At 71.1% G+C, this 14858-nt stretch carries 13 protein-coding genes and 1 pseudogene; 3 read left to right on the top strand and 11 right to left on the bottom strand.

Features of this window, described 5'->3' with window-relative positions; genetic code table 11:
* Positions 1-69: 69 nt before the first annotated feature.
* A complete protein-coding gene (gene adhP, locus ACFV7R_RS30015; RefSeq protein ID WP_385268989.1) occupies positions 70-1080 on the bottom strand; it encodes an alcohol dehydrogenase AdhP in 1011 nt (336 codons plus the stop codon).
* Between the two features lie 527 nt (positions 1081-1607).
* Here adhP and ACFV7R_RS30010 point away from each other — a divergent pair.
* Positions 1608-1874, top strand: a pseudogene (locus ACFV7R_RS30010) (helix-turn-helix transcriptional regulator); the annotation flags it as partial.
* A 128-nt stretch (positions 1875-2002) separates the two neighbouring features.
* Positions 2003-3031, top strand: coding sequence for a type I glyceraldehyde-3-phosphate dehydrogenase (gene gap / locus ACFV7R_RS30005; protein WP_385268987.1), 1029 nt, complete (start codon positions 2003-2005; stop codon positions 3029-3031).
* A gap of 305 nt (positions 3032-3336) precedes the next feature.
* Here the strand turns inward: gap and ACFV7R_RS30000 are convergent, their stop codons facing one another.
* The gene (locus ACFV7R_RS30000; protein WP_385268985.1) at positions 3337-3468 is read right to left on the bottom strand and encodes a hypothetical protein; all 132 of its coding nucleotides are present in this window, start codon (positions 3466-3468) and stop codon (positions 3337-3339) included.
* Positions 3469-3610: 142 nt separating this feature from the next.
* Here ACFV7R_RS30000 and ACFV7R_RS29995 point away from each other — a divergent pair, with 142 nt between their 5' ends.
* Complete coding sequence (locus ACFV7R_RS29995; RefSeq protein ID WP_385268983.1) at positions 3611-4603, top strand: Acg family FMN-binding oxidoreductase; 993 nt, start codon at positions 3611-3613, stop codon at positions 4601-4603.
* A gap of 135 nt (positions 4604-4738) precedes the next feature.
* Here the strand turns inward: ACFV7R_RS29995 and ACFV7R_RS29990 are convergent, their stop codons facing one another.
* The 9 genes from ACFV7R_RS29990 to ACFV7R_RS29950 form a co-directional block, all read right to left on the bottom strand.
* The gene (locus ACFV7R_RS29990; protein WP_385268981.1) at positions 4739-5116 is read right to left on the bottom strand and encodes a hypothetical protein; all 378 of its coding nucleotides are present in this window, start codon (positions 5114-5116) and stop codon (positions 4739-4741) included.
* A 148-nt stretch (positions 5117-5264) separates the two neighbouring features.
* On the bottom strand, positions 5265-5615 hold the full coding sequence (locus ACFV7R_RS29985; protein ID WP_385268979.1) for a cupin domain-containing protein: 351 nt from the start codon (positions 5613-5615) through the stop codon (positions 5265-5267).
* Between the two features lie 11 nt (positions 5616-5626).
* Positions 5627-6472, bottom strand: coding sequence for a class I SAM-dependent methyltransferase (locus ACFV7R_RS29980; protein ID WP_385268977.1), 846 nt, complete (start codon positions 6470-6472; stop codon positions 5627-5629).
* A 422-nt stretch (positions 6473-6894) separates the two neighbouring features.
* Positions 6895-7083, bottom strand: a complete 189-nt coding sequence (locus ACFV7R_RS29975; RefSeq protein ID WP_385268975.1) for a hypothetical protein — start codon at positions 7081-7083, stop codon at positions 6895-6897.
* A 68-nt stretch (positions 7084-7151) separates the two neighbouring features.
* Positions 7152-7787 (bottom strand): vitamin K epoxide reductase family protein, encoded by a 636-nt coding sequence (locus ACFV7R_RS29970; protein ID WP_385268973.1) that lies wholly within the window; start codon positions 7785-7787, stop codon positions 7152-7154.
* Positions 7784-8554 carry a respiratory nitrate reductase subunit gamma gene (narI, locus tag ACFV7R_RS29965; protein ID WP_385268971.1) on the bottom strand — a complete coding sequence of 257 codons (771 nt, stop codon included), beginning with the start codon at positions 8552-8554 and terminating at the stop codon, positions 7784-7786. The genes ACFV7R_RS29970 and narI overlap by 4 nt, the downstream gene beginning before the upstream one ends.
* Entirely contained in the window at positions 8551-9342 is a 792-nt protein-coding gene (gene narJ, locus ACFV7R_RS29960; protein WP_385268969.1) for a nitrate reductase molybdenum cofactor assembly chaperone, read from the bottom strand. Before narJ ends, narI begins: the two co-directional genes overlap by 4 nt.
* Positions 9339-10871, bottom strand: coding sequence for a nitrate reductase subunit beta (narH, locus tag ACFV7R_RS29955; protein ID WP_385268967.1), 1533 nt, complete (start codon positions 10869-10871; stop codon positions 9339-9341). The genes narJ and narH overlap by 4 nt, the downstream gene beginning before the upstream one ends.
* A gap of 1 nt (position 10872) precedes the next feature.
* Positions 10873-14571, bottom strand: a complete 3699-nt coding sequence (locus ACFV7R_RS29950) for a nitrate reductase subunit alpha (RefSeq protein WP_385268965.1) — start codon at positions 14569-14571, stop codon at positions 10873-10875.
* Between the last annotated feature and the right edge of the window lie 287 nt (positions 14572-14858).

Here is a 14858-nt window from a genome sequence, read left to right as displayed (position 1 = left end):
GGTGTGGGCTGACCACTGGCCGAGCTGCACCCCGATCGGTGCACGAGGCGCAGCGGTCATGCGGGAGGGTCACATCTCGAAGACGATGCGTGCCTTGATCTGACCGTTCAGGACTTCTGCGATGGACTCGTTGACGGTCTCCAGGGCCCGGGTCTCGTAGATCACCCGGGTGCGTCCGGCGGCGTGCAGCTGGAAGACCTCGTCCAGGTCCTGGCGGGTGCCGACGATGGAGCCGATGACGGAGGTGCCGTTCAGGACGGTGTCGAAGATCGGTACCTGGATGGTGCCACCGGCGGGCAGGGCGACCATGACCAGCTTGCCGCCGCGCCGCAGACCGCCGTACACGGAGGCGAACGCCTGCTCGTTGACGGCCAGCGCGATCGCCGCGTGCGCGCCCCCGTGCCGCTTGAGCACCTCGGCCGGGTCCTCCTTGCGGGCATCGATCAGGATGTCGGCGCCGAGTTCCGCGGCGAGTGCGAGCTTGTCGTCGGTGACGTCGATCGCGGCCACCGTGGCTCCGGCGATCTTCGCGTACTGCACGGCGAGGTGCCCGAGGCCGCCGATCCCGGAGATCGCCACCAGCTGGGTCGGGCGGACGTCGGCGACCTTCAGCGCCTTGTACGTCGTCACGCCGGCGCAGGTCAGCGGGGCGGCGTCGCGCGGGTCGATGCCCTCGGGGACGCGTGCGGCGAAGTCGGCCGGGGCGAGCATCTTCTCCGCGTACCCGCCGTCCACGCTGTAGCCGGTGTTCTTCTGCTGCTCGCACAGGGTCTCCCAGCCGGACAGGCAGTGCTCGCAGCGACCGCAGGCCCACCCCAGCCACGGCACCGCCACCCGCCGGCCGACGGCCAGGTGTGTCACACCGTCGCCGAGCGCCTCGACGATGCCGACGCCTTCGTGGCCGGGGACGAACGGCGGGGTCGGCTTGACGGGCCAGTCGCCGTGCGCGGCATGGATGTCGGTGTGGCACAGTCCGGACGCCTCGAGCCGGATGCGCACCTGGCCCGGACCGGGCTTCGGATCCGGCCGCTCCTCGATCACCAGCGGCTCGCCGAAGGACCGGACGACTGCTGCCTTCATGGAATGCTCCTCGGACTCTGTCGATGCGGTGCGGTTCCAGGGTCGACCGCGGTGCGGTGCCGCGGCAGGTGCTGGACGTCCCCGTGACCGGGGCCGATCGGCCCCGAGTTGCGCCGCGACGGCCCCCGGCCCGAGCGGAATTCGCCACCTGTGGCGTGGCCGACCACCGTGGCTCAGGCCCTTGCGGCAGGCCGTACGCCGTTGTGGGCGTGACCGAGACCGACCGCCCATGCGATTAGGATCTGGAGATCATTCTCGCGCCACGGCTGAACGCGCCCCCCAGACCGTTGTTCGGTGGCAGTGGCCACGGGCAGGCGATCCGACGGCGTACCTGGTGGGGAGCCGGGGAGAGCAGGGCCGACCTGCCCTGGCCCTTCGGTCCGGGATCACGCAAGGTCTGCGATAGCCAAGGACCGGTCGCACTCATGGGCGAAATCCGGTGCGGGATTCAGACGGCGCAGAACAAGGAGTATCCGATGGCGGACGGCGAGCAGCCGGTCCCGACAACCCGATCCGGGTCTTCCTGCTGGACGATGCTGATGGCACGGCTGCGTCAGGGCCAGGAGCCGGAGCCCGACGCCCTGCCGGGTCTGACCGACCGGGAGCGGGAGATCCTGGCGCTGATCGGTGAGGGCCTGACCAACCGGCAGATCGGCCAGCGGCTCTACCTCGCCGAGAAGACGGTGAAGAACCACATCTCCCGCTTGCTCGCCAAGCTCGGTGTGGAGCGACGCATCCAGGCCGCCGTCCTCGCCGGCCAGGCCCAGGACCGGCTGAAGCAAGAAGGCCACTGACGCCGCCCGGGCGAGCCCTGGGGCCGAACGTCCCCCGGCTCGCCCCCGTACGGCCCATGCCCGATCGCATCCCCGGCCAGCAGGCTGGCAGCGCATACAGGCGTGGATCGATCGGGAGGACGACGGACATGAGCGTGCGCGTGGGCATCAACGGCTTCGGCCGTATCGGACGCAACTACCTGCGCTGTGTGCTGCAGCGCGCGGAGACCGAGGCCGGCACGGCCGTCGAGGTCGTGGCGGTCAACGACCTCACCTCGCCGGCCGCGCTGGCCCATCTGCTGGCGTACGACTCGACGTACGGCCGCCTCGGCCGCACCGTCGAGCACGACGACGCCTCGATCACCGTCGACGGGCACCGCATCGCCGTGACCGCCGAGCGCGACCCGGCCGCCCTGGACTGGGCCGGCCTCGGCGCCGACATCGTCATCGAGTCCACCGGCCGCTTCCGCACCCGCGAACAGGCCGGCCTGCACCTGAAGGGCGGCGCCCGCAAGGTACTGCTCTCCGTGCCGGGCAAGGGCGTCGACGCCACCGTCGTCATGGGCATCAACGAGGACACCTACGACCCGGAGCGGGACCACGTCGTCTCCAACGCGTCCTGCACCACCAACTGCGTGGCGCCCATGGTGAAGGTCCTCCACGAGCACTTCGGCATCGTCAAGGGACTGATGACCACCATCCACGGTTACACCAACGACCAGGTCGTCCTCGACGGCCCGCACAAGGACCTCCGCCGCGGCCGCAGCGCCGCCGTCAACATCATCCCCACCAGCACCGGAGCCGCCCGCGCCGTCGGCCTGGTCCTGCCCGAGCTGGCCGGCACTCTGGACGGCATCGCCGTACGCGTCCCCGTCGAGGACGGCTCGCTCACCGACCTGAGCGTGGTCCTCGACCGGCCGGTGACCGCCGACGAGGTCAACGCCGCCTTCCGGGAGTCCGCCGACGGGCCGCTGAAGGGCATCCTGCGCGTGTCCGACGCCCCGATCGTCTCCCGCGACGTCGTCGGCGACCCCGCCTCCTGCGTCCTGGACGCCCCGCTGACCCAGGCGCACGGCGAGTTGGTGAAGGTCTTCGGCTGGTACGACAACGAGTGGGGCTACACCAACCGGCTGCTCGACCTCACCGAGTACGTCGCGAACACGCTGCCCCGGAACTGACCGACCGGGCCCGTTGGACTCCGGATTCCACGAACGGCTCCGAGCCATGGAACAAGGGGACGTGCGCGTCAACGTCATTGGCTGGTAACGCTGTTGGGGCGGCCGCAGCTGAGAGTGCACAGCGCGCCGGGCTGCGCCGGTACCCGCCTCGAGGGCACGTCCCGACGTTGCTCGGCGTCGACCCGAATCCCGTCGATCCGCAGCCCTCCGGGGCCGCGCTGCCGACCGGCGCGGGCGCCGTTCCGCCGGGGGACGGGGGAGCCCCTCGCGGTGGTCGATCCCGACGCCCGCGCCTGACCCAATGATCACTGCGAGACCATGGATGCGAGAGGGACGAGCGGCCCCGGATCGGGGCCGATGAGGGCCTTGCGTTCGCGTTCGCGGTCTGTCGTGCTGCTGGGCGTGTCGTCGGCATGCGCACCTGCGATGGCGCCCACGATGCAGTGAGACGCCCGGTGCCCCTTGGGCGGACACTGGAACTGGCTCGTCGGGCGCGGACCGATCGCCGTCGTGACCGTGGTGCCGGGGTACACGCCGATGCAGACCCGCGGTGCGTCCGCGGCACGTGAGGAGGATTCCATGGCTTCGCGGCAGCTTGATGAGAAGACCGTGACGGGGCTGGTGGCCGAGGCCGCCGCGGCACCGTCCATGCACAACGCGCAGCCGTGGCGCTTCCGCTACCTGACCGGCGAGCGTGTCCTGCTGCTGCGTGCCGACCCCGAGCGGGCCATGCCCCGGTCCGATCCCGACAACCGCGCCCTGCACATCGGCTGCGGGGCGGCACTGTTCAACCTGCGCGTCGCCGCCGTGCACGCGAACCTCCTGCCGGAGACCCGCCTTCTGCCCGAGCCGCGGGACCCGCTGCTGCTTGCTGCCGTCCACCTTGCCGACGATGCCGGTCGACCGCGGGACGAGGACCTGGCGCGGCTGCACCCGGCGATCCGCCGGCGGCACACCAGCCGCCACCCCTTCACCGAGAAGGACGTCCCCGAAGACGTGCGGTCCACCTTGCAGGACGCAGCCGAGCGGGAGGGGGCCGTGCTGCTCTTCCCCGATCCCTGGCACGCCGAGACCGTGCTCGACCTGATCCGCGACGCCGAGAGCCGGGACACCCTGGACCCGGACGCGAGCGAGGACCTGGTCAGTTGGACCCGGCTCGGGCCGGAGGCGCAGACGGCCGTCGACGGCGTCCCGGAGTACGCGTTCGGGCCGCGCAAGTGGGACGGCAAGGCTCCCGTACGGGACTTCGCCGGTCGCCGGCGTGTCGCGGACCGCGGAACCGCCACGTTCGAGCACACCCCGCACCTGGCCCTGCTGAGCACCCCTGGTGATGGACCGGCCGACTGGCTGCGTGCCGGGCAGGCGCTGGAGCGCGTGCTGCTGGAAGCGACCCTGGCCGAACTGGCCACCTCGCTGACGTCTCACGCGCTGGAGGACCGCGCGCTGCGGCTGCTGGCCCGCGACCCCGCGTCGGGCGTGGGCCAGGTGCAGATGGTGCTGCGCCTCGGCTACGGCCCGACGGGTCCGGCCACGCCCCGTCGCCCGGTACGGGACGTGCTGGAGATCGTGTAGCCAGACGGCCCCGAGCTACTCGGCGGTGTTCTTATGCGTGCCGGTGGCCTCGGTGGGAATTGAACTCGGCCCAGGCGCGGTCCCACTGCGCCGTGCGACGCACGTCCAGCCGCACCCGGACGGCCCACCAGACGCCTACCACCCGAGCCACACCGTGGTGGACGAACCCGCCTTGCTGCCCGCTGCCACCGGGGCCGTACCCGTCTTGGGAGAGCCGTCGGGCGTCGTCCACCGCACGGTCGCCCGGACGCGGTCGTCTGCGATTCCGGAGAACCGTAACGGCGTCGCGGGCGCGTCCTCGACAAGGCGAGCCGCAGTGCGGTGCAGGCCCTGTGCCTGGTGGAGAGCGGAGCGCTCGCCGAGGGCAGCCGTCACCACGCCCACCGCAGGTGCCATGAGCAGCAGCATCGCCGCCGCTGCCACCGCGATCCAGGCTTCGGCGACGTCGGAGCGCCGCCTGAGCGGGTTGCGCCGCCAGCGCCAGAGCGACACCCTGCCACTCCGTTTCAGCATGCGCGCATCCCTCCGGGCACGACGGACCTGAACGTCACACCTACGGTGACGGATCGGCGATCGATGACGGCAGAGACCAACGGGGCCGCCTTGTGAGGGCCGATCGGCCCCGTTGCGAACGCCAGTCGGGCCCGGCGGCGGGCGTCGGTCAAGCCGCGGAAGACCCCCCGGATCCGGACGGCTCCGGGGTGGGCAGCATGGTCAGCAGCATGACGCTGGGCTCGGTGGCGCGCACCGTGTGCGGCAGCCGTGCGGGCAGGTGGATCCAGCTCCCCGGTGTCGCCTCGGTCTTCTCGTCACCCAGGACGAGGTCGAGGCGGCCGGAGACGACCTGGATGACCACGGGCAGGGCCGAGGTGTGCTCGGTCAGCTCCTGGCCGGCGGCGAAGGCGAAGCCGACCACGCGCAGGCGGTCGTCGCGGTACAGGACGCGGCTGAGAGTGCCGTCCTCGGGCACGGCCAGTTCGGCGGCCAGGTCGGTGATCACGGTGGCGGGCATGGAGGGCCTCCTCAGGCTTGGGACGGGGTGGGGACGGCGAGCAGGCTGATCGCGCCGAGGTGAGCGCTGTGGCGTCGGAAGACGCGCCGCATGTGCAGCACGCGGCGCAGGGCGGCCGGGTCCCGCAGGGCGCGGCCGGCGATGCGCAGGGCGGGGACAAGTCCTTCGTCGTCGATCAGCCGACGCGGTTCGAGCAGCGCCATCGGTGCTGTCTTCCGGGCGGTGACGGTGAAGCCCTCGATGGCGAGGAGCTCGCTCCAGTCGCTGGGGGTCAGGGGGCGGGCGCCCACGTGGATGGCGTCCTGCAGGTCGGCGGTGATCCGGTCGGCGAGGGCCGGGTCCAGGCCGTCGGGCAGCAGGCACAGTTCGTGGATGGCGTAGCGGCCGGTGGAGCCGTCGAGCAGCCGGCGTGCCTCCCGTACGACGCGCCGCTTGGCCGGGTAGGGCTGCATGGTCAGCATCGCCTCCCCGTACACGACGGTGGCCTCGCCGTCCGGCAGCCCGGTGTCCGAGGCGTCCGACCGGACGGCGCGCACCTCGGTCGCGCCGGGGCCGACGAGGGCGCTCAGCGTGGCCACGGCGGCGGCGTCGCGGTCGACGGCCGTGTACGCGGCCGGGCGGCGGCTGAGGGTCAGCCTGGCGGTGGCCCCCAGGCCGGCGGCCAGCTCCACCACCCGGTCCTCCGGATCCACACCCAGGGCGTCCAGCATCCACCGGGTCAGCTCCACACCGCCGGGGCGCAGCACGCGCTTGCCCAGACGGGCCAGCAGCCAGTGACCGGGCATGCGGGCCGGGTCCAGTCCGTCGCCGGGGACAGGGATGCCCTTCTGCAGGGGCTGATGGTTGGTCGACGCCATGGTCGTGCCTCGCTCTCTGCCTGCACTGGCATTACTTAGGTAAACCTAAATTGGAGTGTCGGTGGGGGGCCGAACGTCCCGATTCCAGGGCCCAGTGGGCCAGACGCGGCAGGCTGCCCAGCACGGCTGTACGCGTGTCCAAGACAGCCGGGAGGAGAACGTCGGGCCACCTTCGACTCCGCGGCACCTCTACTCGTCGTGGAACAGGTCCGTGCTGAGGCACCGCTCTCCGGTGTCGGGCAGGAGCACGACGATCAGGGCACCCCTGTGTTGCGGGCGACGGACCAGGGTGACGGCGGTGTGGAGGGCGGCTCCGCCGGAGATACCGGTGAGCGCCGAGGCCGGAGGCTTCCCAGGCGGCCTGTCCGAGTGCCTCGGACAGGCGTCGTTCGAGGCGGGTGATGTGCGCGGACAGGCGGCTGTTACGGGCCGTGAGGTTCGCGACGTCGGCCAGGAGCGACTGGCGGCTGACCTGTGTCCCGGCGGTCGCGCCGAGCCACGCCCTGAGTGACGTCGCCTGCCAAGGTGAGCAGGAGGGGCCGGTCGACCTTGAGGTCGATGCCCAGGTCGGCCTTCACGGCGGTCGTCCATTCCTTCAGCAGGTCGTCCATGATCGTCGTTGATCGTCGTTCTTTCGTCCGGGTGTCCTGTGAGCGGCTTGTGCGGAGTGTGGTGGGGGTTACAGGAGACCGCTCCAGTACGGCCAGAAGCGGGTCAGGACGAGCAGCGTGAGCACTCCGTACCAGGCGGCGAGCAGCATCCAGTGCGTGTCCCGGACGAGCTCCAGCACGCCCCGGGGCACGCGGACGATCCCCGCTTCCAGGCAGTGCAGGGTCACGTACCAGAACAGGGCGATGGTGACGACCCAGACGACCGCGCAGTAGGGGCAGATCTTGTTGAGTTCGTAGAGCGACTCTCCGATGAGCCAGTGGACGAACACCACCCCGGCCAGCGCCCCACTCTCCAGCGCGAGCCACAGCCGGCGGTGCAAGCGCGCCCCGCAGACCACGGCGACGCCCAGGGCGGCTACGGCGGCGAAAGCCCCCAGTCCCAGCAGCATGTCGGGGAAGCCGAACAGGCTGCCCTGCGCGCTGGACATGACGCTGCCGCAACTCACGACGGGGCTGATGTTGCACGGCGGTTGATAGGCCGGGTCCTTCAGGAGCCGCCAGTCGTCCACGGTGAGCTGGAAGGAGGCCAGCCAGCCGACGGTCCCGGCGAGGACCATCACCCATCCCGTGCGGTGGCTCCCGCCCCCCGTGTGCGGGCGCCGGGTGGTCGTGGCGTCCGGCGCGAGCGCGGGTCTGCGGCTCATGCCGCTCGCCGGGAGTCCGAGGCCGACCGTGGCCGGCCCGGCGCTGTCGGGGCGGGGGCCGATGTCGCCCGCCGCCGGTAGACGACGTACGGGCGGGCGAGGTATCCGATCGGGGCGCTCCACACGTGGACGAGGCGGGTGAACGGCCAGGCCGCGAAGAGCAGGAAGGCGCTCAGGGCGTGCAGCTGGAACAGCAGGGGTGCCCCGGCGATGGCCTCCGGCTGTGGCTGGAGGACGAACAGGCCGCGGAACCATACGGAGACGGTGGAGCGGTAGTCGTATCCGGCGCCGAACACGTTGTGTGCGGCGGTGGCGGTGATGCCCAGCAGGACGGTGGCGGACAGCAGCGGGAAGAGGAGCTTGTCGCTGCGGTCGGTGCCGAGCCGGATCCGGCGGGTCAGCAGCCGGCGGGCGCACAGCATGCCCAGCCCCGCGACCATGGCGACGCCCGCCACCGAGCCCGCCCACACGGCCGTGGTGTGGTACGCGTGCTCGCTGATGCCGACGGCCTCGGTCCACGAGTCGGGAACGGCGAGCCCCACGACATGCCCGGCGATCACCATGAAGGCGCCCAGGTGGAACAGGGGGCTGCCCCAGCGCAGCCAGCGGTGTTCGAGGAGCTGGGTGGTGCGGGACGTCCAGCCGAACTGGTCCTGCCGGTAGCGCCAGACGTGCCCGACCACGAACACGGCCAGGCAGATGTAGGGGACGGCGACCCACAGGAGCAGATCGGCGCCGCCCACCGAGGCGGAGAGCGAGGTGTTCATCGGGGCCCTTCCGTACGGCTGGTCGGGGCGGGTGGCACACGGGTCGGTGGGGCGGGCGTCGGCGGCACGAAGGTGCCCGGAGGGGCGAACTCCCCGTCCCCGTACGTCCCGTAGGGGTCGAGGCCGACCTCCTCGTTCGGCGGGCCCTCGGCGACGAGCTGGGCCACCGCCGCGCGGTCCGCCTCGGTGGGCGGCGGCAGCAGGGTGAGCAGCGCGGCCAGGACGTGCCGGTAGGGGGAGTTGGCGTCGGTCAGGGCACGGTGGATCAACTCAAGACCGCGCCGGTGCTGGCGCAGCGGTGCCTCGCCGCCCCCTGGGCCGGCGAGTGCGGCGAACTCCAGGACGACCGGGAGGTGGTCGGGAAGTTCGCCGCCGTCGGTGTTCCAGCCGGCGGCGCGGTAGCGCTGGTTGAGGGTGAGCAGGGCCATGCCCCGGCGGCGGGTGTCGCCGTGCAGGTAGTAGGTGAGGTACAGGCTGCTCTTGCGGCGCAGGTCGAACATCTCGACGTAGTGCTGCTCCAGTGCCTCCGGTTCCTGGTCGGTGAACCAGGAGACGAAGGCGGTCAGGTGCTCGGCGGCGGGCGAGGGTGGCAGTGCCTCGACGGTCGTGGTCAACACCGGGCGGGCGGTGGCCAGTTCGGCGTCCGGGTACTGCAGCAGCAGCGAGCACAGCCGCAGCAGCAGGGTGCGTGCCTCGGCCTCCTCGGGGGTGAGCCGGGCAGGGCGGCGTACGGCCGCACGGACGCGGGTGCGGACGAGGGCGGGGATCGTTGCGGGCAGGGGGCTCACGACCGACCTCCAGCGGTGCTGCGGCGCAGGGTGGGGATGCCGAGCATCACCCGTCGGCCACCGGCATCCGCTGGGTCGCCGGATGATTCGACCGGGCAGCGGTTCTCCATGGCGGTGAGCGCGGCGGCGTCCTCCTTGTGGGCGGCGGGGACGACGTACCGGTCGGCGTACTTGGCGACGGCGAGGAGCCGGTGCAGGTCCTCCGCCTCGCGTGCGGTGAGGCCGACGGCCTCGAGCGCGGTGTCGTCACCGGGTTCACCGAGGGTGCGGTCGCGCATGTACGAGCGGAGTGCGGTGAGCTTCATCAGCACGCCGGCGACCACGTCCGTGTCCCCGGCGGTGAACAGTTCCGCCAGGTACTCCAGTGGGATACGCAGCCGGGTGACCGTCGCGAAGACGTGGTCGGGGTCGTCCTGGTTGCCGCCCGCCGCGTCGACGGCGTCCAGCACCGGGGACAGCGGAGGCACGTACCAGACCATCGGCATCGTGCGGTACTCCGGGTGCAGCGGCAGGGCGACCTTGTACCGCATGACCAGGTCGTACACGGGGGAGCGACGGGCGGCGTCCAGCCAGTCGTCCGGGATGCCCGACTCGCCTGCTGCGGCGCGCACTTCGGGGTCGTGCGGGTCGAGGAACACCCCGCGCTGGGCGTCCAGCAGGTCCTGCTCGTCAGGGGTGGCCGCGGCCTCGCCGACCTTGTCCGCGTCGTAGAGCAGCAGGCCGAGGTAGCGGAGCCTGCCGACGCAGGTCTCGGAGCAGACGGTGGGCTGACCGGCCTCGATGCGCGGGAAACAGAAGGTGCACTTCTCGGCCTTGCCGGTGGCGTGATTGACGTACACCTTCTTGTACGGGCACGCCGTCACGCACATCCGCCAGCCCCGGCAGCGGTCCTGGTCGACCAGGACGATGCCGTCCTCGACACGCTTGTACATCGCCCCCGACGGGCAGGCCGACACGCAGGCCGGGTTGAGGCAGTGCTCGCACAGGCGGGGCAGGTGGAAGAGGAAGGTCTGCTCGAACTCGAACTTCACCTTCTCGGCCCACTCACCGGTGAGATTCGGGTCACCGCCCGCGTGCTCGGGTGCACCGCCCAGGCCGTCCTCCCAGTTGGCACCCCAGGTGATGGCGGTGGGCTTGCCGGTGAGGACGGAGCGGGGACGGGCGACGGGGATGTCCTTGCCGGCCGGGGCGTTGACCAGGTTGTCGTAGTCGTAGGTGACCGGCTCGTAGTAGTCCTCGATGCTCGGCAGGTCGGGGTTGGAGAAGAGGGACAGCAGGCGCTTGATCCGGCCGCCGGAGCGCAGGACGAGACGTCCGCGCTTGTCGAGCATCCAGCCGCCCTTCCAGTGTTCCTGGTCCTCGTAGCGGCGCGGGTAGCCGACGCCGGGCTTGGTCTCGACGTTGTTGAACCAGGCGTACTCGACGCCGGTGCGGTTGGTCCACGTCTGTTTGCAGGTGACCGAGCAGGTGTGGCAGCCGATGCACTTGTCGAGGTTCATGACCATGGCGATCTGGGCCATCACGCGCATGTCAGTACTCCACTTCCTGGCTGCGGCGGCGGATGACGGTGACCTCGTCGCGCTGGTTGCCGGTGGGTCCGTAGTAGTTGAAGGCGTAGGTGAACTGCGCGTAGCCGCCCGCGAGATGGGTGGGCTTGAGCAGCAGCCGCGTGAGTGAGTTGTGGATGCCGCCGCGCTTGCCGCTGACCTCGGTCTTGGGCACGTTCACGTTGCGGTCCTGGGCGTGGTACATGTACACGGTGCCCTCGGGCATCCGGTGGGTGACCACGGCCCGGGCGGCGACGACGCCGTTGCGGTTGTACGCCTCGATCCACTCGTTGTCCTTGACCCCGATCTTCTCGGCGTCGGCGGTGGACATCCAGATCGTGGGTCCGCCGCGGGACAGGTCGAGCATGTACTTGTTGTCCTGGTAGTTCGAGTGGATGGACCACTTGGAGTGCGGGGTCAGATAGCGGACGGTGACCTCGGCCCGGCCGTTCTCCTCGAGGTGCTCGTCGCCGTAGTGCTTGGGCGTGTTCAACGGAGGCCGGTAGACCGGCAGTTGCTCGCCGAGCTCGGTCATCCAGTCGTGCTGGACGAAGAAGTGCTGGCGTCCGGTGAGGGTGTGCCAGGGCTTCTGGTGTTCGGTGTTGATGACGAAGGGGGAGTAGCGGCGCCCGCCGGTCTCCGAGCCCGACCACTCATAGGAGGTCATCACCGAGCGGGGCTGGGTGCGGGTGTCGGCGAACGTGATCCGCTCCGCCTCGCGTTCGGCGGCGAGCTCGACCAGGCCCTCGCTGCCGGTCTGCCGCTCGAGCTCGCGGAAGCCCTCGGTGGCCAGTCGGCCGTTGGTGGTGCCGGACAGGGCGAGGATCGCTTCGCACATGTCGGTGGCGGTGGCGAGCGAGGGCCGTCCGGCGGCGACTCCGTCGCGCACGGTGCCGTTGCGGCGCCGGAGGTCGTCGATCTCCTGGTTCGGGTGGACGGTGACGCCCTTGGTGGTGGTGCCCAGGGTGTCGAGCAGCGGACCGACGGCGCGCATCTTCTGCGCGATCGCGGCGTAGTCCCGTTCGATGACGACCAGCTTCGGCATGGTCCGCCCGGGGACCGGTTCGCACTCGCCGGCCTTCCAGTCCCGTACGACCCCGCCGGGCTGGGCGAGCTCGTCGGGGGTGTCGTGCAGCAGCGGCACGGCGAGGACGTCGGTACGGGTGCCGAGGTGCTCGGCGGCCAGTTCGCTGAACCGGTCGGCGATGGTCAGGAAGGTGTCGTAGTCGGTACGGGCCTGCCAGGGTGGAGCGATGGCCGGGGTGAAGGCGTGCACGAAGGGATGCATGTCCGTGCTGGACAGGTCGTCCTTCTCGTACCAGGTCGCGGCCGGCAGGACGACGTCGGCGAGCAGGCCGGTGGAGGTCATCCGGAAGTCCATGCAGACCAGCAGGTCGAGCTTGCCCTCGGGCGCCTCCTCCCGCCACACCACGTCCTTCGGCCGGTACTCGGGCGGGGTCTCCTCGGAGCGGACGGCCGCGTCGGTGCCCAGCAGGTGCCGCAGGAAGTACTCGTTGCCCTTGCCGGACGAGCCCAGCAGGTTGGCCCGCCACACGGTCAGCACGCGGGGGAAGTTGGCCGGGTCGTCGGGGTCCTCGGCGGCGAACCGCAGCCGCCCGGACTTCAGTTCGTCGACGATGTGCTCGGCGACCGGACGGCCCGCCGCCGCGGCTTCGTCCGTCAGGTCGAGCGGGTTGCGGTTGAACCCGGGATGACCGGGCGTCCAGCCCAGCCGCACGGCCTGCGCCAGGCAGTCGGCGAACCCCTTGCCCTGGAACCGCCCCTTCCCGAGCGGGGAAGCCAGCTCGTCGGGCCCGAACGCCTCGTAGCGCCACTGGTCGGAGTTCAGGTACCAGTACGACGTGCCGGCCATGTGTCGGGTCGGCCGCTGCCAGTCGAAGGCGAACGACAGGTGCTGCTGCCCGGTGACCGGGCGGACCTTCTCCTGGCCGACGTAGTGCGCCCAGCCGCCGCCGTTGACACCCTGGCAGCCGGTCATCGTCACCAGCGCCAGGAAGGCCCGGTAGATGGTGTCCGAGTGGAACCAGTGGTTGGTGCCGGCGCCCAGCGCGATCATGGACCGGCCGTTGGTGCGCTCCGCGTTGCGGGCGAACTCCCGGGCGATCCGGGCCGCCTGCTCGGCCGGCACCGAGGTGACCGTCTCCTGCCAGGCCGGTGTGTATGGCTGCGCCGCGTCTTCGTACGACGACGGCCAGCTGCCCGGAAGACCCGGCCGCCGCACCCCGTACTGAGCGAGCATCAGATCGAAGACGGTGGTGACGAGACGGCCGCCGATCCGGCGCACCGGCACACCGCGCACCAGAACCGAGCCGCCCTCCGTTGCGCCCTCGTCGAAGCGGGGCAGCGTCACCTCCGCCGTCTCCTCGGCCCGCTCCAGCAGGCTCAACTCAGGAATCGTGTCGCCCAGTTCGAGATTCCAGCGACCCTGTTCCTCCTTCGCCCAGCGGAAGCCGAGCGAGCCGTTCGGGACCACGGGCTCGCCGGTGGCCGAGTCGAGGAGGACGGTCTTGGACTCGGCGTGCTCCGTGTCGTGTCCGAGGTCGGCGGCGGTCAGGAACCCGTCCGGGACGAGACCGCGGTCGTGCTCGCGCAGGGTCACCAGGAACGGGGCGTCGGTGAACTTGCGCAGATAGTCCTGGAAGTACGGCACTTCACGGTCGACGAGGAACTCGCGCAGAATCACGTGTCCCATGGCCATCGCTAGCGCGCCGTCCGTGCCGGGGTGCGGGGCCAGCCACTCGTCGGCGTGCTTGACGTTGTCGGCGTAGTCGGGACTGACCGCGACGACCTTGGTGCCGTTGTAGCGGGTCTCGGTCAGGAAGTGTGCGTCAGGCGTGCGGGTGACGGGGATGTTGGAACCCCACATGACCAGGTAGCCCGCGTTCCACCAGTCCGCGGCCTCCGGCACGTCCGTCTGGTCGCCGAAGACCTGCGGGGAGGCGATCGGCAGGTCGGCGTACCAGTCGTAGAACGACAACAGGGTGCCGCCGATCAGCGAGTGGAACCGCGCACCGGCCGCGAACGACGCCATCGACATCGCCGGGATGGGCGAGAAGCCGGCGACGCGGTCGGGGCCGTACGCCTTGACCGTGTGCACCTGGGCCGCGGCGATCAGCTCGCTGACCTCGTCCCAGTCGGCGCGCACCAGGCCGCCCTTGCCGCGCGCCCGCTTGTAGGCGCGCGCCTTCGCCGGGGCGGAGGTTATCTCGGCCCAGGCTGCCACCGGGTCGCCGAGCCGCTTACGGGCCTCGCGCCACAGCTTCAGCAACGCGCCCCGCACGTACGGGTAGCGCACCCGGCTGGGGGAGTAGGTGTACCAGGAGAACGACGCCCCGCGCGGGCAGCCGCGCGGCTCGTACTCGGGGCAGTCGGCGCCGATCGACGGGTAGTCGGTGGCCTGGTGCTCCCAGGTGATGATGCCGTCCTTGACGTACACCATCCACGAACAGGACCCGGTGCAGTTGACCCCGTGCGTGGAGCGCACCACCTTGTCGTGGGCCCACCGATCCCGGTAGAAGCCCTCCCACTTGCCGTCGTTCTCACCGAACACGGCGCGCCCGTCGGCCGACACCTCGCTGCGGGTCAGCAGTCTGCGAGCGGCCAGCGGCCAGGCTTCTGCACCGCGCGACGCCTGACGCCGTGCGTTCTGATCGTTCTCCATGGCCAGGAACGCTAGGTGGCGCGGACCCTGCTGCACCTGGGGCCGGCGGTCCCTGCCGGTCGGCCTTCCGGCCCAGTCCGGGCGGTCCCCACAGGGCCCAATGGTCCCTGCGCTGGGGCCGGTCGGCCGGGGAGTCGAGGGTGCCCGGAGTTGCATGCTGGGCATTGATCGAACCGCAGATGCCCATCTGTCAGGTATGACCGCATCCCGCGCCCGTTCTGGCGGCCGTTCCCCCGTCCCTGGCCGCGCAGGCGCAGCGCGTACGGCGCGTGTCGCCCGGTTCGGTC

The organism is Streptomyces sp. NPDC059866 (genome assembly GCF_042731325.1).
Taxonomy (GTDB): Bacteria; Actinomycetota; Actinomycetes; order Streptomycetales; family Streptomycetaceae; genus Streptomyces; species Streptomyces flavusporus.
This window is presented reverse-complemented; position numbering and strand designations above follow the sequence as displayed.

Coding starts and splice junctions, on each gene's coding strand:
- ACFV7R_RS29980 (WP_385268977.1), bottom strand. CDS start 6,472: ATGGCGTCGACCAACCATCAGCCCCTGCAGAAGGGCATCCCTGTCCCC.
- gap (WP_385268987.1), top strand. CDS start 2,003: ATGAGCGTGCGCGTGGGCATCAACGGCTTCGGCCGTATCGGACGCAAC.
- ACFV7R_RS29995 (WP_385268983.1), top strand. CDS start 3,611: ATGGCTTCGCGGCAGCTTGATGAGAAGACCGTGACGGGGCTGGTGGCC.
- narI (WP_385268971.1), bottom strand. CDS start 8,554: ATGAACACCTCGCTCTCCGCCTCGGTGGGCGGCGCCGATCTGCTCCTG.
- ACFV7R_RS29970 (WP_385268973.1), bottom strand. CDS start 7,787: ATGAGCCGCAGACCCGCGCTCGCGCCGGACGCCACGACCACCCGGCGC.
- ACFV7R_RS29950 (WP_385268965.1), bottom strand. CDS start 14,571: ATGGAGAACGATCAGAACGCACGGCGTCAGGCGTCGCGCGGTGCAGAA.
- adhP (WP_385268989.1), bottom strand. CDS start 1,080: ATGAAGGCAGCAGTCGTCCGGTCCTTCGGCGAGCCGCTGGTGATCGAG.
- narH (WP_385268967.1), bottom strand. CDS start 10,871: ATGCGCGTGATGGCCCAGATCGCCATGGTCATGAACCTCGACAAGTGC.
- ACFV7R_RS29985 (WP_385268979.1), bottom strand. CDS start 5,615: ATGCCCGCCACCGTGATCACCGACCTGGCCGCCGAACTGGCCGTGCCC.
- ACFV7R_RS29990 (WP_385268981.1), bottom strand. CDS start 5,116: ATGCTGAAACGGAGTGGCAGGGTGTCGCTCTGGCGCTGGCGGCGCAAC.
- ACFV7R_RS29975 (WP_385268975.1), bottom strand. CDS start 7,083: ATGGACGACCTGCTGAAGGAATGGACGACCGCCGTGAAGGCCGACCTG.